The organism is Dietzia sp. Die43 (assembly GCF_024519835.1).
GTDB lineage: Bacteria > Actinomycetota > Actinomycetes > Mycobacteriales > Mycobacteriaceae > Dietzia > Dietzia kunjamensis.
Genome location: NZ_JALJRF010000006.1, coordinates 175795 through 197304, shown reverse-complemented (window position 1 = coordinate 197304; position 21510 = coordinate 175795). Strand labels below are relative to the sequence as shown.

Here is a 21510-nt window from a genome sequence, read left to right as displayed (position 1 = left end):
TAGCAACGGAAACTAATGAACCGTCCCGCGACCACACCCCTGAGGGTGAGGCGGGCAGGGGGCGTCTCGGGAGACACTGCGGCGTTAACCTTCCGCGCCTCGCGGCGGGGTGCGCCCCGGTCGGGGCGGGTGCCCGACCGCGACCTGCACCCCGCCCGGAGTGCGCGGGGGTCGACTCTGGTGTCCACGGATGCGACTGCGACAGGAGAACGAGTGCCCCGGTTCAGGAATCTGACACCCACCTCGGAGTTCTGGGCCTGGAGGGATGACGGCGCCTGCGTGGGGGAGAACGACCTGTTCTACAGCGCGGAGGACGAGCCCAAGGGGGTGCGGCGGCGCAAGGAGGCCGCCGCCATCGCCATCTGCCGCGGCTGCGCCGTGCTCGAGGTGTGCCGGACGTTCGCGATCGAGGCTGGGGAGCTCTACGGCGTGTGGGGCGGGATGACCGAGGCCGACCGACACCGACTGGCCGGGCGGCACCGGACGGGGTGAGGGTGGGGCGCCTGGTGTGCGGGTGATTCCCGTTATCGGTTGGGCGTCCCGCCCGGCCACCGCAGTCGAGTCGACGCGTGAGGTGCCTGCGAGCGCGCCCGACCGTTTACCCCCTCGTGGCGGGCTTCCCCACGTAGGGCACGTCTGCCTCGATTACCCACTTGATGCGCTGGGCCATCTCGTGATGCCGCCGACGTACGTCGTCGATCACCGCTTCGGTCTTGTCCCATAGTTCCACGGGAATCGTGAACGTTGACCGCAGCTCCAACCGAGTCCCAGATCTCGTGGGTTGAAGGTAGTAGGCCATTCGGAGCGCGTCGTCTTCCACGCCAATCGAGCGGGTCAGCGCATAGCGGTTCGGAGTCTCCTCAAGAACCTCAACCATGCCGATGGACTCCCGGCCGTTCTGGCGAGCGATGAATCCCTGAATCTCGCCCACTCCAGACGGAGTTCCCGGAACCCGAAACGCCCTTACTGTTGTGGGGTCGAGGTGGACGGCGTTCTCAGCTGGTCGTAGCAGGTTCCAGACTTCCTCTGGGGACGCGAAGATGTCGATTTCAGCGGAGGCATCCACCACCTGCTCGTGTGGCGTTTTCCATCTATTGCGAGTAGGCATCGTGGGATCCTCCCACGGAGCTTTCTGCTTCACGCCGTGAACACTCGGAAAATCAGGTCGTTCGTCCAACAAGAAGGCCGCTGGTGGGGCCTTGGGTGGTGCCACAAACCACCTCGTGTTTCTCCCCGGCTTTCACGGCGACGCCCTGACCTGGGCCCCGGTCATCGCGGCCCTGGTGGTGGGGTATTCGCTCGGAGGCGTGGTGGCTCGCCGCGCACTCGGTGGCGATCGGCAAGGCCCGACCGCTGGAAACTTCCCGCGCAGGAAGGGTGTCCGGTGCTTATCGTGGGCGCCTCGGACGACGAGGCGGTGTCGTTCAACGGTTCTTGAGAGCGACCTCGACGAATTCGCGTGCGACCAGATTGGCGGGTGACCATTGTGTCGGGGACCCGTCAAACCGGAACAGGGCCATCGGCACCGAGTCGGCGAGGTTCGTGGCCGGTGCCGTGAACCCGCTATAGGCGAAAAAGCACAGAATCCGGTTACTGATATCCGGATGGCACGCACCCAGGAACGACTGGATTGCAGGTCGGCCGACTTGAGATTTCTGCCACTTCACCTGGGCAGCTACGCGAGTCCCCAGTACATCGATGCCGGCGTCGGATGTCGCGGATGTGGCGTACGCATCGCGGAGGCCCAGGACGCGAAGGAACTTGGCGGCGTCTAATTCTGCCTGGCGTGCAGTGCTGCGAAACGTGCCCGGGGCAGACGCGGAGAATGGCTGCGTCCGCCCGGCAATCCGTCTGGACTGCTCGGCCGCTTCGGCCGCGTACTCCTTCAGTACCCCGTCCGGGTCATACGCGCAGGTGACGAGGACGGTGCCCAAGCCGTTGTCGTAGGTCCGGATCGTTGACACCGGCGGGGACGTCCCTACTCGCTGCCTGACTTCATTGACCGCGTTACGGTGCGCCTCGGAAAAAGACCGCCCCGACCCAGTCGCGGTTATAGGAGCTCGGCTCCGCTTCCCGTACATGGGAGAAACATTATCCGACGGGGTATCCGGTCGCTTGTGATCATCAGCGGTGGAAGCGCGATCAGCTGCCGGCGGGAGGTTCGGATACTCGGCAGGCTCCGGGAGGCTCGAGCGGCACGATCCACAACTAGCCGCGCCCCCCGGGGGCTGAGGCGGCCGGTTCCGATTCCCCGATGACCGCGGGCAGGGGTGGGGACGAGCGGCGTCGTTGCCGTCGTCACCGCCCGCGACCTCCCCGCACCACCCCTCCACCGGACCCGTCGGTTCCGCCCCGCCCGCGGAGGTCCAGGGGCGTACCGTCGCAGCCATGACCGAGCAGCAGCCCTACGAGGTGCTCGAGGAGCACCCGGGGTTCGAGCTGCGCCGCTATCCCTCCCACGCCGTGGCGGAGGTGGCCGTCCGCGGGTCCTTTGACAGCGCTGGCAACCAGGCCTTCGGCGCGCTGTTCCGGTACATCACCAGCCATAACGAGACGGCCGGGTCCGTGGCCATGACGGCGCCGGTGGTCCAGGAGCCGGCCGGGTCCGAGTCGATCGCCATGACGGCACCGGTCGTACAGATCCAGGCCGACGGCGGCGAGCACGTGGGGGCCTTTGTCCTGCCGTCCTCGCTGACCGCCGCGACCGCACCGGTGCCCACCGATCCCCGAGTGCGGGTGCGGCAGGTGCCCGAGCGGGCGGCGGCGGTGGTGCGCTACTCCGGGCGGTGGAGCGAGACGTCCTACCGGCGTCACCTCGCCGCGCTCGGGGCCGCGATTACCCAGGCCGGGCTGGTGGCCACCGGCCCACCCCGGTTCGCCCGGTTCAACCCGCCCTTCACGCCGTGGTTCCTGCGGCGCAACGAAGTGGTGCAGGACGAGGATTGGCCGCCCGGCTGAGCAGCGCCGTGGGCGGCTGACCGCGCGGGCGCCGCGGCGGACCCGGCCGGTTTCGCGGGCCCGGCCAATGCGGGCCCGCGGTGGGTGGCGGGGGTTGTCGTCGTCGTAGGGCCCTGACCGGTGACGCCCCCGGCCCGGTCAGCCCCCGGCCGTCTGTTCCCCATCCAGGTCAGCTCCCGGCCAGGCCGGCGAGGAGCTGGCCCACGTCGATCTGGTTGATGAGGTCCGCGGAGAACGTGGCCGGGTCGCCCACGATCCCCTCCAGCGTGGCCGAGCCGGTGCCGAGCGAACCCAGCCCCACGCTCTCGAGGCTGCCCGTGACCTGCTCGACCGGGTTCTTCTCGCGGATGGTCACGCAGGCGCCGCTGGGGTTGGCCACCTTCTCGCCGTCCGACAGCGCGACGGCCATGCCCGCGCCGGTGTCCAGGACATTGCCCGGGGTGGCGTCGTCGGGGACGCGGTAGGTGGTCTCCAGCGTGGCGTGGTTGCCGCCGGCGGTGGTCCAGCCCGAGCTGGTCCGGTACACCGACGAGGTGGCGGAGTTGGAGCGCACGTCGTCGGTGACGGTGGTCCAGGTCTGCCCGCCGATGAGCTTCCACACGCTCTCGCGCGCGCCCACCAGCACGAAGCCCTGCGGGTGGAAGTCCTCGATCCGGGTCACCAGGGCCCCGTTCCCGCTCACGGTTGTGCGGAAGGTGACGGTCCCACCCGGTGCCGCGGTGCCATCGCCCACCACCTCCTTGGTGAGGTAGTACTCGGTGCCCAGGCTGCCGGGCCAGGCGAAGGTCCGCGTCTGACTGGTGGCGCAGGCGGCGGGGACGGGCTCGGCGGACGCCGTGGCGGCGGTGGCCGGCAGGAGCGCGGCGGCCATCAGGGTGGCGGCCAGGGTCGCGGTGGTGCGGCGGGCTGAGGTGCGGCGCGCGGTGGTGCGGGGCGCGGTGGTGCGGGGCATGGTGGGCCTTTCGACGGTGGGACGTGCGGTGCGGTGCGGGGTGACGTGCGTGGGATGAGGACTCCTGTCCGCCGGCGCGTCACTGCCGGGGTGTGGGCCCGCCGGCCGGCACGAACCCCCGGCCCCCGATCGTCACCACTGTCGGGTAGCGCGCAACGCGACGAGCACGGGAACGGAGGAAACCCGTTCCCGGGACACGGCGTCAGTGTGATGAGCGTTACAGGAGTGTGACTTCCATAAGTTAACTTCAGGCTTGTCACCCGTCAAGAGGCATGTCGGACACCGCAGGTCGGGGAACCGGCGTGAGTGGGCACCGGACCGGGGCGCGGATGTGTGCAGTTCAGGACGGTGGCACGGCCCGACCTTCGAGCAGCCACCCGAGCGAGCCGTGGCCACCGAAGGGGCGTCGATCACCTGGACTAGTGATCACTTACGGACCGGTACTGCCGCTGCGGTCACCCGCCGTGCGGGGCGATGACCGCGCGGCCGCTGACCTTGCCGTCGAGGAGGTCCTGGTAGGCGTCCAGCGCGCGGTCCAGCGGATAGACCTGAACACGAGGGGTGATCTTCCCCGTCCGGTACAGCTCCACCACCTCGAAGAGCTCGTCGAGGCCACCCCAGTACGTGCACGAGAAGTTCACCTCGAACGGCACCGTGAAGGCGTTCCAGGCGAAGTCGTGTCCGGCCAGGCCCAGCACCGTGAGGGCGCCCCGCTGGGCCACGGTGGCGGCGGCCAGTTCGAGGGTCGGGCCCGCGCCGACGAAGTCGAACACCGCGCTGATGCCGCGGCCGCCGGTGAGCTGCTTGATCCTCTCGGCGGCACCCTCGGTCGGGATACCGATCGCACCGTAGGTCTCCGCCACCGCGACGGCGTCCGGTTTGGTGTCGGTGGCGTAGACGGTGGCCCCGGTGAGGGCCCGGATGATCTGCACCCCTGCCAGCCCGAGACCGCCCAGGCCGATGCACAGGGCGGTGGCCCCCGGCGTGGTGAGGTGGGGCAGCACCCGCTTGATCGCGTGGTAGCAGGTGAGGGAGGCGTCCGTCAGGGGGGCGGCGGCCACCGGGTCCAGGTCTCCCAGGGGGACGAGGTTACGGGCGTAGGTGGTCATGTACTCGGCCATCCCACCGTCGCGACCGAGCCCGGTGCCCAGGTGCCCGACCGACGGCACGTCCAGGCAGTACGTGTCCTGCCCGCGCGCACACGACACGCAGTGGCCGCAGCCGATCGGGCCGTAGACCAGGTAGGCCTGGCCCACCGTCACTCCGGAGACGCCCGCGCCCAGCTCCTCGACCCACCCCGACACCTCGTGGCCCAGGACGAACGGCGGGGTGAGGAATCCCGAGGGATCGCCCGGGTACTCGTGGAACAGTCCCACGTCGGAATGGCAGGCGCCGGAGCCGGCCACCTTGAGCAGGACCTCGCCAGGGCCGGGGGAGGGTTTGTCGACCTCCTTCATCACGGGGAAGGTCTTGTAGCCCTCGAACACGACAGCCTTCATGGGTCCGCTCCCGTCGATCTGGCCCCGTCCTGGTGGGTGTCACCCTTCAGCGTTCCACCGCAGCCGTTCCCAACGGAAGTGCTCATGGCCCGGTCGTGCCATGAGGTCTAAGGAGTTAAGGGATCCGTCAGGTTTCGGTTGGCAAGCGCACAGCGTGAACTCACATCCCGGCCCCGTCGGGTCGCGGCAGTCGGCCGTCAGGGAACGTGCCGCAGGGGCGATTCGGTCACCGCGAGCCGAGGACAAGCTGGCAGAGCGCGATCTTTGCCCGGAACTGGCACCGGGGGTCCACCGCCGACCGGGCCCGCCCTGCGATGACGGGTTGGCAGGACGGGCGCGTTGAAACCTAAACAACCGTCCATCTAGGGTAGCTTTGTGACGGCCGTCATATCGTGCGGTCGTGGGCGATCTGATCGCCCTGGGCCGGCTCTCCGGGGTCGGGCCGATGTCCAACTCTCCTGTCGAGCTCGAGGAAGTGCAATGAACAAGAGGATTCTCAGCGCGTGCGCACTCGCCGCGTCGCTCGGGCTGATCGCGCCTGCCGCAACCGCCCACGCCCAGGGCGGCAATGCCGCCGATACCGCGGACACCACGGTCAACCTGACCGTCAGCCCGAATGCTGCCGGCTCGCTCCGGTTCTCTGTTGCGCCGCAGGCGTCCACATCACTCATCGTCAACTTCGGCGGCGACCGGGCGGATAGTGCCATGACGGCCCCGAGCATTCGAGACGACCGGGCCGGGAGTCCTCGAGCCTATGCGCTGCGGGCGGACATCACCGACTTCACCACGAGTGGCGGCGCCACTATCGGCAACGAGAACGTCCGGATGTGGCTCACTGCTGTCACCGGTATCAACGGGAACACCACGTCGGTGGGTAGCTGGGCTGAGGCCTCGAACATGAGCTCGCAGGTCACGTTGCTGAACCGCACGGGGATCACGCTCCCCGACGTCTCCACCACGTACACGCCCAACCTCAGGGTGACGCTTCCCACTGTGACCGAGGGTGATACCACCGTCGTTGACGTCCAGGCCGGGGAGTACTCGGCCACCCTGACGCAGTCGCTGTACTGAACGAACCGAACCGGAGGGGCGCAGCAGGGATGGTCGCTCCCACCCTGGTGGGGGCGACCACCGGCGATCGTCCTGCCGAGGGTGGGACCGGCACAATGCCGCGCCCCGTCTCGCGGCGTAAACAACTGTGAGGGCACCGAATATGAGTCGAATGCTGTCGGCGGGAACGGCAGTGCTGATAGCCGTGCTTCTGGGTCTCTGCGCCCCTGGCGGTATGGCATCGGCACAGGAGGGGTCAGGCGGGTTCGGCATCCGGATCGGGCAGGTGCCGGTGGAACTCGCCGACAATCCCCGCGCATCGACCTACATCGTCGACAACGTCCCGCCGGGAAAGCGGATGGAACGACAGATCGTCGTGTCGAGCACCATGACAGAGCGCGCCACGTTCGACCTGTACGTCGGTGCAGCTCATGTCGATGACATGGGCTACCAGGCCGAACCCCGCGGGGCCACCAACGCGCTGACCACGTGGAGCTCACTCGACAAGACGGAAGTCACGCTCGACCCGGGGCAGGAGGAGATCGTGACGGTCTCCGTGGACGTCCCTGCCGACGCACCTGAGATCGAGCAGTACGCGATCATCTGGATGTCGACGAAGGCTGACACGGCGAACGCCGACGCCGTCAAGGCCGTGAGTCGCGTCGGCATCCGTATGTACCTGTCGGTGGGCGCCGGGGACGGTCCTCGTCCGAGCTTCTCCATCACGTCGTTGTTGCCGATCCGGCTGGCCGCTGGTTCGGTCGCGATCAAGGCGATTCTGGAAAACACCGGTGAGAGGGCGGTCGAGGTGTCCGGGACCCTTGACCTCACCAACGGCCCCGGCGGGCTCTCCGTCCCCGCCATCGACTCCGGTGGAAGGACCATTCCCCCCGGGTCCACCGGGGAGCTGATCATCGAGGTGCCCGAGAGCAGCACGTTCCCGGCGGGGCCCTGGTCGGCGGATGTGACGCTGGATAGCGGCTACGGAAAGGAAACCGCGTCTGCCGAGGTCTCGTTCCCGGACCAGGGGGAGGGGGAGCCCGTCGATGTGACGGGTGGCCTCTCGTGGACGGTATGGGGGGCAGTCGGGTTGGGGGCCCTGCTGGTGGTCGCGCTCCTGGCCCTGTGGCGGCGGCGCGGGTCCTCGTCGGCCGAAGACGGTTCCTGATCAGGCACTCCGTTCCCACTGTCCCCGGCCCGGGGCCGGTGCCTGTGGGGCGCTCGCCGCGCGAATGCTCGCCCTTCCGGCTTCACGTGTCGTACCGGTAGTGCATTCTTATCTCCAGTCCGCGGGTGCGAACCCCGCTCACATGGGAGCAATGGATGACATACGAGATCGAGCTGGTCCACGACGGTGACGGCGTAGCCGTTTTCGGTCGGGCTCAGTGGTGGAGCAGTTCCTCACGTCGCAGGGGTTGCCGTCGAAAGCACTGGACATGTCGCGGATCGGTTCCGCGCTCAACTCTGCGGCGGGCGCGGTCCGGGCCGGATCCGAGATCTCCGCGGAGTCGAGTCGGTGGGTGAAGCTCACCGAGGAGTCTGCCAAGGCGTTCCACACGACCCGCAAGATGACGGGTTCACGGGACGGGGTGTGTCGGGCGATCCTCACCGAGGAGAACGGGAGGATCAAGGGGATTCTCGAGATCGTGAACGGGGCAGGGCCCGCGCTCACCAATCCGGCGGTCCTGGCAGGGGCCGCGGGACTCATGGCACAGATGGCCATGCAGCAGACGATGGACGAGATCACGGACTACCTCGCGGTGATCGACGCCAAGGTGGACGACATTCTGCGGGCCCAGAAGGACGCGGTACTCGCCGATATGATCGGCGTGGATTTTGTGCTCGACGAGGCGATGACCATCCGGGACACGGTTGGCCGCGTTTCAGAGATCACATGGTCCAAGGTGCAGTCGAGTCACCACACCATCAGCCGAACGCAGGCCTACGCACTGAAGCAGCTGGCGGGTATCGCCGACAAGCTCGAGGCGCAGCGCAAGGTCAATGACCTGGCGGACACGGCTAGAGAGGCCGAGCGCACAGTCCAGGAGTGGTTGGCCGTGCTGGCGCATTGCTTCCGCCTCCACGATGGACTCGGTGTGCTGGAACTCGACCGAGTCCTGGCGTCGTCGCCCGAAGAGCTCGACGACCACCGACAGGGGATTCGGCTGGCCCGGCAGAGGCGCCTCGAGCAACTCGCCACGGCGACCGCGTCGTTGCTGGAACGAATGGATGCGGCAGCCGGTCGCGCCGATTCCAAGCTGCTGTTGAACCCGATGGCCGCACCCAGGGTGCTTTCCTCACGCAACAGGGTCCACAACGACGTCATCAGCTTCCAGCAGCTCCTCGGCATCGCAGGTGATCAGGCCGAACTCGAAGGTCGACGATGGCGCGACGCCGCGCTCGAAGCACGGGACAAGGTGGTGGCTTCCGGTTCGGACGGGCTGGAGTCCGCGGTCCAGGCCGGCAGCCACACGATCGAGTCGGCCAGGCTCGTCACCGGGAAGGCCGCCGAGGGGCTCAGCAAGCGGTTGCTTCGTAAGGGTACGGAGGACGGGACCGGCGAGAACGTGGTACTCGAGGGTGCGTCCGAGCCGGCGCGGCGTTCTCTCACCTCGCGTTCGACCACGCTGCTCACCCGTCGGTCGGGCCAAGGGGAACCGGAGGACGACTAGGGCAGGCGGCGGCGGACGAGACCGGGCCGTAGCCGAGCGGCCCGGCCGGTAACGCACCCGGTCCCGGGCGCGGTTGGTACACCGGTTCCGCCCACCCCGCCCCGGCGGGCCCGGTCGGAGGGGCGGGCGTTGTCGTCGTCGCCATGGCCTTGGCCTTGGCCATGGCCGTGGTCGTGGTCGTCGACTGCGCCGCACCACACCACCTGGAGCAGCGCGCCCGACGCCGTCCCACCACGCCACACGGGCCGGCCCCCGGCGAGGGAACCGGCCCGCGTGGGTGGTGGGCCCGACGCGCGCGGGCCCGGAGCAGCGAGGCCTACTGCAGGTCGCCCGCGATGATCGCGTCCATGTTCCGCTCGGCCAGGGCGGTGATGGTGACGAACGGGTTGACGCCCACGTTGCCCGGCACGAGGGAGCCGTCCATCACGTAGAGGCCGGGGTACTCGTGGAGGCGGCCGTGGCTGTCGGTGGCCTTGCCCAGCAGGCAGCCGCCCAGGGGGTGGTAGGTGAAGTCGTCGCCCCAGGTCTTGCTCAGGCCGAACAGGTCGGAGCGGTAGACCGTCCCCTCCTTCTTGTTGATCTTGTCAAAGACGCGCTTGGCCATGGCGATGCCCGGCTGGTTCTGCGCCACGGTCCAGGACAGGTCAACCTTGCCGGTGGCGGAGTTGTAGAGGAAGCGGGCCCGCTCGGGGTTGTTGGCAATCGCCAGGTAGAGGCTCACGTAGGTCTCGATCCCGGCGGGCAGGGGCGCGATCTCGGCGAAGATCGAGGCGGTGGGATCGTCCCAGTTGTCGATCCCGAGGGTGGGGATGGTCGACTGCTTGGACCCGGTGGCGTCCCACATGTGGTTGGCGCGCCCCACCATGATGTTGCCGTTGTTGCCCCAGCCCTCGCCCACCTGGTTCGACAGGTTGGGCAGGAGGCCCTGGCCCTTCATGGACACGAGCAGCTTGCTGGTGCCGATGCTGCCGGCGGCAAAGAAGACCTTGTCGGCGGTGACGTTCTTGGTGGCGATCACCGCGCCCTGCTCGTCGATCTGCTCGATCGTCACTCGGTACCCGCCCCCGGTGGCCGGGTGACGGCCTTGACGCGGTGCAGCGGCGAGATGGTGAGCCGGCCGGTGGCGGCAGCCTGGGCCAGATACGTCTTGTCCAGCGACTTCTTGCCGGCGTTGTTGCCGTAGATCACCTCGCCGCCGAGCGCGGAGGCCTGCGCGGTGCCCGCCGCCTCGCGCTTCATGTAGTCGAAGTCGTAGACGTTGGGCACGAAGGTCGTGGCGAACCCGGAGCGGTGCGCGGTCTTCCGGCCCACGCGGGCGAACTGGTACCAGGGGCTCGACTCGAACCACGCCTGGTCGATGTGGTTCACGCCGAGAGCGGCGTTCGCGCGAGGGAAGTAGGTGCCGTACATCTGGGCCGCATCGACGTTCGGGAGGATGTGCTCGAAGTGGCTGCGCTTGGGCGTGACGGCCATGCCGCCGTTGACCAGCGAGCCACCGCCCACGCCGCGGCCCTGGTAGACCTTGACCCCTGAGAACTTCTCGGCGTCGAGGACCCCGACGTAGCGCTCCACCTTCTTGTCGATCCCGAAGCCCATGAAGTTGCTGACCGGCTGGCTGGTGGTGTCCGAGAGCCAGGTGGAGCGCTTGTCCGGATTGAGCATGCCCGAGAAGATCTTGCCGTCCGGCCCCGGCGTGTCCCAGCTGCGGCCCATCTCCACGATGTGGGTCGCGATCCCCGCCTGCGTCAGGCGCAGCGCCGCCAGGTGCGGGTCGCTGCGGGCGGCGGCGGGCCCTCGTCGTCGTCGCCGATTCCCAGAGCGCACCGGGGGAGCGCCCCAGCTCCGGCCGCCGGGAGGAGCCTCGGTCCGTGAGTGCTTGAGGCGCCTGGAGTGCAGGTCGTAGCGCGGTGCCATGGCTGGGATCACCGCGCGGCGTGTGGTCGTCGCACTCGACTGCCCCGACGCTCGCGAGCTCGCCGAGTTCTACGCCGCGATGCTCGGCTGGCGGATTCGTGACGACGCCGAATACTCGGATTGGGTCGACGTCGTGCCGCCGGAGGGCGAGCCGGGCGCGGTCGCGCTCGCGTGCCAGACCGTCCCCGACTTCCGCGCGCCGACCTGGCCAGGCGGTCCGGTCCCCACGCAGGTGCACCTCGACTTCTACGTGGACTCGATCGCCGACTCCGAGCCGGCCGTCCTGGCCGCCGGCGCCCGCCGGCACGACCACCAGCCCAGCCCTGACGGGCAGTTCGTGGTGTACCTCGACCCGGTGGGGCATCCGTTCTGTCTCTGTGAGGAGTGAGGGAGCGGGGATCGGTACCACTGCAACGGGTGCAGTTGCGCGCTGGAGCAACGACGAACCAGCGCGTGTCCGTGAAGCTGACACTTCGCGCAACGCGGGGCGGGGTCGACCACCGTCGGCAGGCTGCTACCGAGCGCTGGTCCCGCCCGCCCGGCAGATGCGACCGAGCGGAGTGCGAGGAGGTAGGCGACTACTTGCGTCTGGGCAGGTGCCAGCTCCGGGCCCGGCCCATTCCAGAGTGTCCAAGTGTGCGGGCGCCCGACCGGCGCCAGCGAGTGTCGTACCGATAGTGCATTCTTATCGTCAGGCTGCGGGCGAACCCCGCTCACATTGGAGTAGTCAATGACACACGAGATCGAGTTGATCAACGACGGGGACGGCGTCGCCGTGATCGGCGACAGCACCGCGGTGGAACAGTTCCTGGCTTCGCAAGGCCTTCCATCGAAGGAGTTGGATCTGAAGCGGATCAGTTCCACGCTCAATACGGCAGCTGGCGTCGCCCAAGCAGGGGCGGGGATCTCTGCCGAATCTGGTCGTTGGGTCAAGCTCACCAAGGAGTCGGCAGCGGCGTTCGACAAGACTCGCAAGATGACCGGTTCCCGCACCGGGGTGAGCCGCGCGATCCTCACCGAGGACAACGGGAAGATCAAGGGCATCCTCGAGATCGTGAACGGTTCCGGGCAGACACTCGCCAATCCCGCAATGCTGGCCGGCGCCGCCGGAGTCATGGCGCAGATGGCCATGCAGCAAACGATGGACGAGATCACCGACTACCTCGCCGTCATCGACGCCAAGGTCGACGACGTACTGCGGGCCCAGAAGGACGCCGTGATCGCGGACATGATCGGCGTCGACTTTGTGCTCGACGAAGCGATGACCATCCGCGACTCAGTCGGACGAGTCTCAGAGATCACCTGGTCCAAGGTGCAATCGACAAGCCTCGCCATCGGGCGGACGCAGGCCTACGCGCTAAAGCAGTTGTCCGGCATCGCCGAAAAGCTGGAGAGCCAGGACAAAGTGAACGACCTGGCTGATGTCTCTAAGCAAGCGGAGCGAACAGTCCAGGAATGGCTGGCCGTGCTCGCACACTGCTTCCGTCTCCAGGAAGGCATCGCCGTGCTGGAGCTCGACCGAGTTCTTGACGCGTCGCCCGACGAACTCGACGACCATCGCGAGGGACTGCAGCTGGCCAGGCAGCGGCGGCTCGACCAGCTCGCGACCGGCACTGCCTCACTGCTTCAGCGCATGGATGCCGCCGCTGGTCTGGCCGACGCCAAACTGCTGCTCAACCCGATGGCCGCACCCAGGGTGCTGAGCGCTCGCAACAAGGTCCACAACGACGTCATCGGCTTCCAGCAACTTCTCGGCATCGACGGTGACCAGGCCGACCTCGAAGGCCGACGCTGGCGAGATGCCGCCCTCGAAGCACGAGACAAGGTGGTCGCCTCCGGGACGGAAGGCCTCGGCGGCGCAGTGCAGGCAGGCAGCAACACACTCGAGTCTGCGCGGCTGGCCACCGGCAGGGCCGCAGAGGGGCTCAGCAAGCGGCTGCTTCGGAATCGCACCGACGATGAGGCGGTCGAGGACGAGACCGCGTCCTCCGAGGACACAGCGGCAGAATCCCCGCGGTCTCTCAACTCGCGAGCGTCAAAGTTTCTGCCCCGTCGATCCCATAAGAACGGACCGGAGGGCGAATAGCGAGGCGGGCGTCGCCCTGCCGTCCCATCCAGGTCGGGACCTCAAGTGGTTGCGCACAATCCAGCACCCGTGACCAGGTTAGGGGCGACGGCGATCCTCGTCGTCCCATCATTGAGCCCGACGGGACTGTGCTGTCACCGCGTCAGCTCTGCGCGCTGATCTCATCAATAAGCGCACCCCGCTCGCTCGGCTGCGAGACCTTCCCGACTTCCGCGCGCCGACCTGGCCCGACGGCCCGGCGCAGGTGCACCTCGACCCGGTGGGGCACCCGTTCTAACTGTGTGTGGAGTGAGGGAGCGGGGCGCGAGGAGCGTTCCGGATGGGTAGCCTCGCGGCCATGACCGACCTCGTCCTCCTCCCCGGCCTCCACGGTGACGCACAGACGTGGGCGCCGGTGCTGCGCGCACTGCCGGACGACGTCCACGCCACGCCGCTGGACCTTCCGGCCGTGGCCGACCTCGATGCACTCGTCGACGAGGTGGCGGGCCGGGTCGCGCCTGGCAGCGTCGTCGTCGGGCACTCCCTCGGTGGCGTGGTGGCGATGCATCTCGCGGAGCGGCACCCGTCGTTGCTGGCCGGGCTCGTCCTGGTCACCGCCCCGGTGGGTGGTGAGGATCCGGAGGCGGCGAAGGCGCGGGACGATCGTGCCGCGGGACTGAGCCCGGAGGCGTACGAGGAAATCGCGCTCGACGGCATGGAGGCGGTCTACTACGGCGACCGCGGCCACGATCCCGAGGTCCGGGCCGAGCGGCTGCGCGCGGCGCGGGTGTACGGGCCGGAGCGGTTCGCTGCCCATTCGGTGGCGATCGGCGCCCGCCCGGACCGCAGCCAGTTTCCGGCGCGGGCCGGGTGCCCGGTGCTGATCGTGGGGGCGTCGGATGACCAGGTGGTGCCGACCGAGGAGCAGCGGCGGTGGGCTGAAACGAACGGTGCTGAGGCGAATGGGGCCGGGGCTGGTCGCGTCACCTACGTCGAGATCCCGGAGACCGGACACATGCTGCCGGTGGAGGCCCCGGACGAGCTGGCCGGCGCGATCGTCGACTGGCTCCGCGGACTCTCGGGCTGACCCGGCCGGTTCCGCGCCACCCGGCAGCCGCGGGTCGGGCGGGTGGAGGTGGGCCTCGTCGTCGTCATCGTCGTCGTCGCGATCTTCCACCCGCACCACGTCGCCCAGTGGCATGCCCGCCTGGCAGTCTCCGGTGACTGGACGCGCGGCGCCGCCGTTCGGTAACGCGCGTACCGTCGATTCATGACCGAGCAGCAGCCCTACGAGGTGCTCGAGCATCACCCGAAGTTCGAGCTGCGGCGGTACCCCTCCCACGCCGCGGCGGAGGTGTCCGTTCGCGGGTCCTTCAGCAGTGCCGGCAACCAGGCGTTCAGGGCTCTCTTCAGGTACATCACCGGTCACACTAAGTCCGCCGGGTCCATCGCCATGACGGCGCCGGTCGTCCAGGAGGCATCCGGCTCCGAGAAGGTCGCCATGACCGCGCCCGTGGTCCAGACCGAGGCCGACGGCGGCGAGCACGTGGTCGCCTTTGTCCTGCCCGCCTCGCTCACCGCCGCGACCGCGCCGGTGCCCACCGATCCTCGGGTGCGGGTCAAGCAGGTGCCCGACCGTGTCGCCGCAGCAGTGCGCTACTCGGGACGGTGGAGCGAGTCGGCCTATCGACGCCACCTGGCCGACCTCGAGGCCGCGATCGCCCGGGCCGGGCTGGTCGCCACCGGGCCGCCCAGGTACGCCCGGTTCGACCCGCCTTTCACGCCGTGGTTCCTGCGACGCAACGAGGTCGTGCAGGACGTGGTGTGGCCCGAGGGCGGCTGACTCGCGTCGCGCTGGCGGTGTTCGGCAAATTGTCCGCTTCCGTTGGCTGCGGAACGGCGCTATTATCCGAACATGATAAACGGCAAGACGATAGATTCGAGACCCCCTTCGGAGGCGGAACTCGTCGATGCCGCGTCCCAGGCACTTCGCGAGAGACTCCCGCCGGCGTGGAAGATCGATACCAGGCAGGGCGCTACATCGTCGACATCTGGCGGCGCCGATTCTCTGATGGTCGCCGAGGCTCCCGATGGGAGTGCCGCAACATTCTGTGTCACCGTCAAGAGCGCCGTCGTAGCTCGCGACATACCTGCGCTTCGGAAGAGGTGCGGCGACACTATGGCCCAGGTGCCGGACAGTGGGTGCCTGGTCTTGACTCGCTATCTCGCGCCCGCCGACCGTGCGCGGCTCGACGCGGCTGGCATTTCATATATCGATGCGACCGGCAATATGAGGGTTTCATCCCCCGTTCCCGCACTCTTCGTCTCGGATCGTGGTGCCGAAAGAGATCCCTGGCGGGGGCCAGGGCGCCCGAGGGGCACCCTCAAGGGAGAACCCGCAGCGAAGGTAGTCAGAGCGCTACTCGATCTTCCCGGGCCATGGCGTGTGCGGGAACTCGCCGACGTCGCCAATGCCTCGGTGGGGTCGGTATACCGTGTGATGCAGTTTCTCGAAGATCAGGAACTTGCGCAGCGGCTGCCTGACCGGCGATTCCTGGTGTCCGATTGGGCAGCTCTTCTGCGCAGATGGAGCGACGACTATCAGTTACTCCGGTCCAATGCCGTGTCCCATTGGATCGCTCCCCGGGGCCTGTCGGACCTTCTCGATACGGTGCGCGAGGAAGAGGACGTCGACTACGCGCTGACCGGGTCCGTCGCAGCAGCAGCGTGGGCTGCCTACGCGCCAGCCAGGTCGGCGATGGTGTACGTCCGAAACGTCGAACGTGCAGCGGCGAACTGGGGCTTGCGCGCGACCGAAGCGGGAGCGAACGTGCTGCTGATCGAACCCACTTACCCCGTCGTCATGGAACGCGCCATGACCGCGTTGGAAGGGCTCACGGTCGCCCGCCCGGCCCAGGTGGCTGTGGACCTCATGACCGGGCCGGGCCGGGCACCCGCAGAGGCGAACGAGTTGATCGAATGGATGAGGGCACATGAACAGTCCTGGAGGGGGTAGTGGCGATCTGCTCGTCAGTGCCCGGTCTGCGCTTCTGGACGCAGCCGAGGCGTTGTCCGAGCAGGCCGCAGTCGACGGGCTGATTGCGAGACCGGCATGGAGGGCCGCCCGTCATGACCTCGACACGCTTTGGGGCTGTCAAGTTGCTTGACACGGTGGTACATTTTCAGTGCGACCCCAATCGACGAAAGAGCCCCTGGGCTTCGGGAATGATCCCTAGTTGGTTGGGGTTTCGTGCGTCAGTAGTAGTGCTCGGTGCCGTGCCCGAAGTAGTCACTCTCGATCCTGATCTTGCTCCGGATCAGTCTGTGAGCCCGGTCGTCGCCGGTCTCCCACTTCCGTGTGACCGCCCAGGTGCAGTAGTCCGCAGCCTGGAGACCGAAGTCGGACTCATCCCGCCAGAATGCCAATACTCGCTTGGCGCGGAAGGGCAGACACTGGGCCATGACATCGTCCACGGCGCCCCTGAACGCAGCCCGGGTCTTCCTGGTTCCCATCTGAGCGGCGACGACCTGGATGGAATCGCCCTGGTGGAACAACTGAGGGGCGGCCCGACTGAGATGAAAAAACCAGGCGTACTGGTAGAACTTCGGTTCGGTTGGGCGGATCGAGGGCTGGGCCTTGGACTTCTCCAACAGAGTGATGTCGAACCGGAACTCAAGTTCCACCAAGGCGTCGAACACCGCGTCTCGCACGACCTGGGCGTCCGGAGAGGCGTGGAAACACGAATCCAAACCCTGGGCCTTCCAGGCCAGTTCGTCCCGGAGCCGCATGAGGCGCGTCCGGAGCGCCCACACCTGTTCTTCGTCGGCGCACAGCGTGCCAACCGCGAAGTACCTGGATGCCTTCCCATTGCGGAGGAACTGGAGGTCGCCACTCTCATCTGCGAACAGATACTTGATCGCCACGAAGGGGCCTTTCTCTCGACTGCCACCTATGGAAGCACATCGAGAGGACACTCCTCGGGCGGGAAACTCACTAAGCGCCATTACCCGCAGATAACATAAAGGCAGGTCAGCGCGAATATTCAGCTGTTAATCCACAGGCACTCCCCAGCAAGTCACAGCCTTGTAGGCCCCTGTGACGAGTTGAGGGCGCGGTGGGTGAATAGCGTGGACCAGCTCTACGTCGCGCCGCACGAGTTGGTCTATGCCGGTCGGTTCGAATGGCGGGAAGTGGCGGTCCGCTCTCGGCGGTCGTGGGCCTTGTCGTCGTCGCCCTCAAGACCGCAGTCCACGTCGGACAGCGAGCGTTAAGACGGAGCGGGTCCGGTGAGCCACGAGGTGATCACGTTATTTGTCAGCTCGGGGATCGGGCCCTCGCCGGTGGAGCCGTCGCCCCACCGCGGAAGGTCCACCCAGATGCGCAATGGTGGACTGCCGATCATCGGGAGGTCGACATGGGCGAGTGGGCGCATCGTCGAGGCGAGCACGTCCCTTTCGGAGGTCCCGCAGTTGAGCGCCGGGGCGACACCCGGCAGGCAGATCACCTCGGCTCTCCGCCACCCCGGCGCCGTGGGCCTACACAAGGGACCCCGCCACTCCGCGCAACTACCGCACGTCGCTCGACCCGCGTGCTGACCGTCCTGGCCTCCGCCCGATCGCTCCGCGTCGGGGGCGAGCGCCCCGGATCGAGCGGGATCGTCCACTCGGCGGGATCCGCCCGGTGGTTGGGGGCTCGGTGCGCGGAGCGCGGGAGCGGCGGCCGTCGTCATCGCTTTCGCGCCGGCACGTGAGCGATGTCGACGGACACCGGCCGCCACGAGATCCCGGGGATCGAACGCAAGGGAGCGAACGAGTCGGCAGCGCGCTGCCACGCGACCGCCAGACTGCTCGCGATAAGGACGGCGTCGGCGGGCTGGGCTTGCGTGGCGAGGCGACGAAAGAGCTGGACGTCGGTGAGCTTGACCGTGACCGTCCACGTGATCGTGCCCCGGTCGTAGGTCTCGGTGGTCACAGTGCTCTCGACATCGAGAACCCGGAACGCGTTCTCTTCGAGAAGCTCCTCCTGACCGCGCGTAGGCCAGATCAGCCAGGCCAGTTGAGGCAGTGGAGGAAGGTCGGGATCGGGTCCCGCATCCTCACTCGCAGGATCCTCGATCACCTCACCGGAGAACGCGTCGACCACCACGGTGTCCTTGAGGTACCGCGTGAGGGCCGCCGTTACCGTCGCCGCATCGACGATGGTCACCTCCGCGGTGACAGTGCAGGCCCACGTCTCGCGGTTCCTCCCGGGACGGGGCTGCGCAGGCGAGGGTTGCGGGGTGGGCTCAGGCGCGGACTCGGGTAGGTCGAACAGCCCGGGCTCGTCGGTGTCCATGGCGGCTGAGCCTACTTTCCCGAACGGGGGCGTCCCAGCACGCCACTCGCATCTCGTATCGTCGGTGAGGTGACGCCTTCGACAGATCGCCCCTACGGACCAGGCGACCTCACCGCAGACGAGTTGAAGCACGCGGTTCTCGACGCATTGGCGAGCGCGGGAGTCCCGCAGACCGAGTTGATGGCCTCGCTGGTGGCCGGGGCTGACTATCAGTCCCCGTGGGAGCGCCCGGCCGTCAACCGGCGGCACCCGAGGCGCGAGTCGCCGGTGACGTATCGCGTCAAGGTCGAGCTGCTGGACTCGTCCCCGCCCATCTGGCGACGCCTGGACCTGCGTAGCGACCTCATGTTGCCGCGCCTGCACCTGATCCTGCAGGAAGCCATGGGCTGGACGAACAGTCACCTCCACGAGTTCGTCCACGCATCCTCGCGCCAGGACCGCGATGCCGAGCGCTTCGCCTCCATGGACTACCCCGACGCCGGGGAGATGGGCGAGCTCGACGAGGCCGACGTACGGCTCGACGAGCTGGCGCACAGCGTGGGCGACAAGTTCCTCTACCTGTACGACTTCGGTGACGGTTGGTCGCACCGCGTCACCGTGGAGAAGGTCCTGGAACCTGACGACGACGACGGCGAGTTCCCCGATGCGACCGTGGTGGCCGGTCGCCGAGCATGCCCACCGGAGGACTGCGGGGGAGTCTGGTCATACACCGAGTGGATCGCCGGGGACATGGACCCGGAGGACTGGGACCCGGAGGTGATCGAGTTCTGGGCTGGGTGGGACGCGGAAGAGTTCGACCTCGAGGATGCGCAGCGGCGAGTGGCCGGTATCGCCGACACGCCCGCCACGCTCAGGGAAGTCCAGCGGGACGAGGCCGCGAAGCTGCAGATCCTGCTCGAGCGGGTCGGTGACGGGGTCAAGCTCACCGCGGCCGGGTACCTGCCGCCGACGATGGTCGAGCAACTCATGGCCGACACCGGCTGGGACCGCACGTGGATCGGGAAGAACAATCGCGAAGACCTCACGTTCCCGATCTGGCAGCTGCGGGACTGGGCCCGCGCCCTGGGACTGGTGCGCAAGTACAAGGGCGAGCTCCGGCCGACCCGCCGCGGTACCGCGTTGAAGAACGACCACGAGGCCCTCACCGAGCTGATCGCCCGGAGCCTGCCGCACGACCGGCTCTACGGCACCCCGCTCGACTGGTGGTGACAGGCGTCGTCGTGGCCGCAACTCGGAGAGCTCACCCGAACCAGGCGAGAACCTGCCGACACTGAGCGTCGACTCCATCCAGAAGTGTCTCCGCCAATCGGTGTTCGTCGTCCGTGCGCGGGGCGTGCACATCGAGGGCAGCTCGGAGTGCCCCGGGCAATTCACCAGCGTCAAGGTATAGCTGGGCGGTGACGACATTCGGGTCGAGACCATTGGCTTCGGCGAAGGTAATCCAGTGGCGGAGGGTGATCTCGTCGTAGCCGTACCGGCTACCGATCTTCATGGCGAGTCTGCGCTGACTCCGAGTCGGGGAGTAGGGGTAGATCGACGCGATGTCGTAGAGCGGTGCGAGCCGGGGTGGTGCATCGTCGGTGTGGAGGATCGCGTAGTTCTTGGCGTGGGCGTCGGTTGCGCCGAGGAGGAAGTTGATCGAAAGGGCTCGAACGAATAGCCAGATGTCGTCCTCGAGGCGGAGCGACCGTAGGAAGGCGATGACATTGCCGGGGGACGGACCTCCGTCGGCCTGGTACTTACGTGACGGGTGAACAGCGAGAGCTTGGCATAGGTCCTCTTGATGGACACGGGTCACGGTTCCATCCGAGGCGACGTGGCGGTCCCAACGACGGCTGACTACAGCGGAAGTGCCAGCGAAGTCGACGTAGTCAGTGTTCGCCGTCGGCAGTCCGATTATCCGGACCGCTTCCAGACACAGGACTTCGTTGTACGCCTGGCAGTGGAGATCGGTAACACCGGGCTTGATGATGTGCGTAGTGGGGATCGCACCGGTCGCCTGGTACCACTGGCCTCCCCGGTGATGGAGAGCGATCTTCTCTTGAGCTCCGGCAAGAGACCAATGCTCGCCGTGAAGCTGCCAGGATGGCTGCCTGCTCGTGATGAGCTCCTTGAGTCTCTCGCCGATGTCGGAGTCCGACATCGGTATGAGGCTCCCGTCGTCGACATCGTTCATCGCCTCCGTGCGGAGGAACTGCACAGCGCCCGCGCAATCACGACCCACAACGGAGAGCAGGGAGAACGTGTTGCCTGCGACGACACCGTAGGTGCGGGCGATCTCGACCCGCGCGGCCTGATCGCCCGGCAATAGTCCGTCGAGGAAGGGTTCAACGCGATCCGGGCCCCAGGGTTGACGCCGTCTGGGCATGGACAACGAGAGATTCCGTTCCGGGCCGTCGAGATCGTAGGAGAACCAATGCTTGCCATGACAGTCCTCCCTCAACGTCCCCAGTCGCTGGCCTGACAGTAGGACGGCGAGCTCCTTGTCAGTCATCGGAGGATCGCCGGCCGAGGTCATCTGCAATGGCGCGGGCACGGTGGGATTCCCGAATGGCGCGAGCAGCTGCAAGGGCACCTTCAGCGAGGGGAGCCGGATGTGCGGCGGTGAGGGCTTCGCCATCGCCCGCCGGTGCATCGACCGTGTCGGATTCTTCTGGCGAGCGCCGTGGGCGACGGGCTGATTCGAGTACGAGGGGCATTGAGTCAGGAACGGTGTACGACAAGCGGATCGTGATGCCCAGAACGTCCATCATCGCCAGCACTTTGCTTAGTGACGCGTTGGAGGTGTGTCCGCTCTCGAAGAGGCTCACCCACGAGCGATTGAGGTGGGCTGCCGCCGCGAGGTCGGCCTGACTCATCCCCGCGGCGAGACGGGCGTCCCTCACCGACGTAGCGATGTCGGTAACGGTCCGGGCCCGAGCGGCGAACGTTGCCATGATGCTCCCGATGTTCGGCGGATCAAACACATCGTAAACGTTCGAAATAGCTAACACAAGCGGTCACGTTCGCTATTTCCAACACTGCGGGCGCGCACGGCGGTTGTCATCGCCTACGCGGATCAAGAC

At 67.5% G+C, this 21510-nt stretch carries 23 protein-coding genes; 12 read left to right on the top strand and 11 right to left on the bottom strand.

Translation table 11 applies throughout. The features are described 5' to 3' along the window. The first annotated feature begins 213 nt into the window (after window positions 1-213). Window positions 214-492, top strand: a complete 279-nt coding sequence (locus tag NR111_RS07270; protein ID WP_256820419.1) for a WhiB family transcriptional regulator — start codon at window positions 214-216, stop codon at window positions 490-492. A 106-nt stretch (window positions 493-598) separates the two neighbouring features. Here NR111_RS07270 and NR111_RS07265 read toward each other — a convergent pair whose 3' ends face one another. Both NR111_RS07265 and NR111_RS07260 read right to left on the bottom strand, forming a co-directional pair. After that, on the bottom strand, window positions 599-1108 hold the full coding sequence (locus tag NR111_RS07265) for an SRPBCC family protein (protein ID WP_256820418.1): 510 nt from the start codon (window positions 1106-1108) through the stop codon (window positions 599-601). 316 nt (window positions 1109-1424) lie between these two features. Next, entirely contained in the window at window positions 1425-1934 is a 510-nt protein-coding gene (locus tag NR111_RS07260) for a restriction endonuclease (protein WP_256820417.1), read from the bottom strand. 454 nt (window positions 1935-2388) lie between these two features. On the opposite strand from NR111_RS07260, the gene NR111_RS07255 reads away from it, so the two are divergent. Then, window positions 2389-2958: a heme-binding protein gene (locus NR111_RS07255; protein WP_256820416.1), complete on the top strand. Its 570-nt coding sequence runs from the start codon at window positions 2389-2391 to the stop codon at window positions 2956-2958. A 169-nt stretch (window positions 2959-3127) separates the two neighbouring features. On the opposite strand, the gene NR111_RS07250 is transcribed toward NR111_RS07255, so the two are convergent. Together NR111_RS07250 and NR111_RS07245 are read right to left on the bottom strand one after the other, a co-directional pair. Beyond that, window positions 3128-3910, bottom strand: coding sequence for a hypothetical protein (locus NR111_RS07250; RefSeq protein ID WP_256820415.1), 783 nt, complete (start codon window positions 3908-3910; stop codon window positions 3128-3130). A 455-nt stretch (window positions 3911-4365) separates the two neighbouring features. Further along, complete coding sequence (locus NR111_RS07245) at window positions 4366-5409, bottom strand: alcohol dehydrogenase catalytic domain-containing protein (protein WP_256820414.1); 1044 nt, start codon at window positions 5407-5409, stop codon at window positions 4366-4368. Window positions 5410-5889: 480 nt separating this feature from the next. On the opposite strand from NR111_RS07245, the gene NR111_RS07240 reads away from it, so the two are divergent. The 3 genes from NR111_RS07240 (at window position 5890) to NR111_RS07230 (ending at window position 9131) form a co-directional block, all read left to right on the top strand. Next, window positions 5890-6480, top strand: coding sequence for a hypothetical protein (locus NR111_RS07240; protein ID WP_256820413.1), 591 nt, complete (start codon window positions 5890-5892; stop codon window positions 6478-6480). A gap of 214 nt (window positions 6481-6694) precedes the next feature. Next, a complete protein-coding gene (locus NR111_RS07235) occupies window positions 6695-7627 on the top strand; it encodes a hypothetical protein (RefSeq protein WP_256820412.1) in 933 nt (310 codons plus the stop codon). 217 nt (window positions 7628-7844) lie between these two features. Further along, window positions 7845-9131 (top strand): hypothetical protein, encoded by a 1287-nt coding sequence (locus NR111_RS07230; protein ID WP_256820411.1) that lies wholly within the window; start codon window positions 7845-7847, stop codon window positions 9129-9131. Window positions 9132-9447: 316 nt separating this feature from the next. Here the strand turns inward: NR111_RS07230 and NR111_RS07225 are convergent, their stop codons facing one another. Beyond that, on the bottom strand, window positions 9448-10182 hold the full coding sequence (locus NR111_RS07225; protein WP_256820410.1) for a GMC oxidoreductase: 735 nt from the start codon (window positions 10180-10182) through the stop codon (window positions 9448-9450). Then, entirely contained in the window at window positions 10179-11045 is an 867-nt protein-coding gene (locus tag NR111_RS07220; protein ID WP_256820409.1) for a hypothetical protein, read from the bottom strand. The genes NR111_RS07225 and NR111_RS07220 overlap by 4 nt, the downstream gene beginning before the upstream one ends. Between NR111_RS07220 and NR111_RS07215 the strand changes: the two genes are divergently transcribed. The 6 genes from NR111_RS07215 to NR111_RS07190 all read left to right on the top strand — a co-directional run bounded on the left by NR111_RS07215 (window position 11044) and on the right by NR111_RS07190 (window position 16126). Further along, complete coding sequence (locus NR111_RS07215) at window positions 11044-11433, top strand: VOC family protein (protein WP_119192237.1); 390 nt, start codon at window positions 11044-11046, stop codon at window positions 11431-11433. The two genes, NR111_RS07220 and NR111_RS07215, sit on opposite strands and share 2 nt — an antisense overlap. Window positions 11434-11775: 342 nt before the next feature. Beyond that, window positions 11776-13131 carry a hypothetical protein gene (locus NR111_RS07210; RefSeq protein ID WP_206604854.1) on the top strand — a complete coding sequence of 452 codons (1356 nt, stop codon included), beginning with the start codon at window positions 11776-11778 and terminating at the stop codon, window positions 13129-13131. 337 nt (window positions 13132-13468) lie between these two features. After that, complete coding sequence (locus NR111_RS07205) at window positions 13469-14197, top strand: alpha/beta fold hydrolase (protein ID WP_119192245.1); 729 nt, start codon at window positions 13469-13471, stop codon at window positions 14195-14197. A gap of 42 nt (window positions 14198-14239) precedes the next feature. After that, window positions 14240-14362 (top strand): hypothetical protein, encoded by a 123-nt coding sequence (locus NR111_RS07200; RefSeq protein ID WP_256820408.1) that lies wholly within the window; start codon window positions 14240-14242, stop codon window positions 14360-14362. A gap of 18 nt (window positions 14363-14380) precedes the next feature. Beyond that, window positions 14381-14953 carry a heme-binding protein gene (locus tag NR111_RS07195; protein WP_119192238.1) on the top strand — a complete coding sequence of 191 codons (573 nt, stop codon included), beginning with the start codon at window positions 14381-14383 and terminating at the stop codon, window positions 14951-14953. Window positions 14954-15025: 72 nt separating this feature from the next. Further along, complete coding sequence (locus tag NR111_RS07190; RefSeq protein WP_241504455.1) at window positions 15026-16126, top strand: type IV toxin-antitoxin system AbiEi family antitoxin; 1101 nt, start codon at window positions 15026-15028, stop codon at window positions 16124-16126. 239 nt (window positions 16127-16365) lie between these two features. Here NR111_RS07190 and NR111_RS07185 read toward each other — a convergent pair whose 3' ends face one another. From NR111_RS07185 to NR111_RS07175, 3 genes are all read right to left on the bottom strand, one after another. After that, the gene (locus NR111_RS07185; RefSeq protein ID WP_119192239.1) at window positions 16366-17034 is read right to left on the bottom strand and encodes a DUF3800 domain-containing protein; all 669 of its coding nucleotides are present in this window, start codon (window positions 17032-17034) and stop codon (window positions 16366-16368) included. A 344-nt stretch (window positions 17035-17378) separates the two neighbouring features. After that, a complete protein-coding gene (locus NR111_RS07180; protein WP_181694350.1) occupies window positions 17379-17615 on the bottom strand; it encodes a hypothetical protein in 237 nt (78 codons plus the stop codon). Between the two features lie 221 nt (window positions 17616-17836). Then, a complete protein-coding gene (locus NR111_RS07175; protein ID WP_119192810.1) occupies window positions 17837-18445 on the bottom strand; it encodes a hypothetical protein in 609 nt (202 codons plus the stop codon). Window positions 18446-18514: 69 nt separating this feature from the next. Here NR111_RS07175 and NR111_RS07170 point away from each other — a divergent pair, with 69 nt between their 5' ends. Continuing rightward, on the top strand, window positions 18515-19654 hold the full coding sequence (locus NR111_RS07170) for a plasmid pRiA4b ORF-3 family protein (protein ID WP_119192809.1): 1140 nt from the start codon (window positions 18515-18517) through the stop codon (window positions 19652-19654). A gap of 31 nt (window positions 19655-19685) precedes the next feature. Here NR111_RS07170 and NR111_RS07165 read toward each other — a convergent pair whose 3' ends face one another. Beyond that, window positions 19686-20939, bottom strand: coding sequence for a type II toxin-antitoxin system HipA family toxin (locus NR111_RS07165; RefSeq protein ID WP_119192808.1), 1254 nt, complete (start codon window positions 20937-20939; stop codon window positions 19686-19688). After that, window positions 20932-21381, bottom strand: a complete 450-nt coding sequence (locus tag NR111_RS07160; protein WP_146776283.1) for a helix-turn-helix transcriptional regulator — start codon at window positions 21379-21381, stop codon at window positions 20932-20934. Before NR111_RS07160 ends, NR111_RS07165 begins: the two co-directional genes overlap by 8 nt. Window positions 21382-21510: the final 129 nt, after the last annotated feature.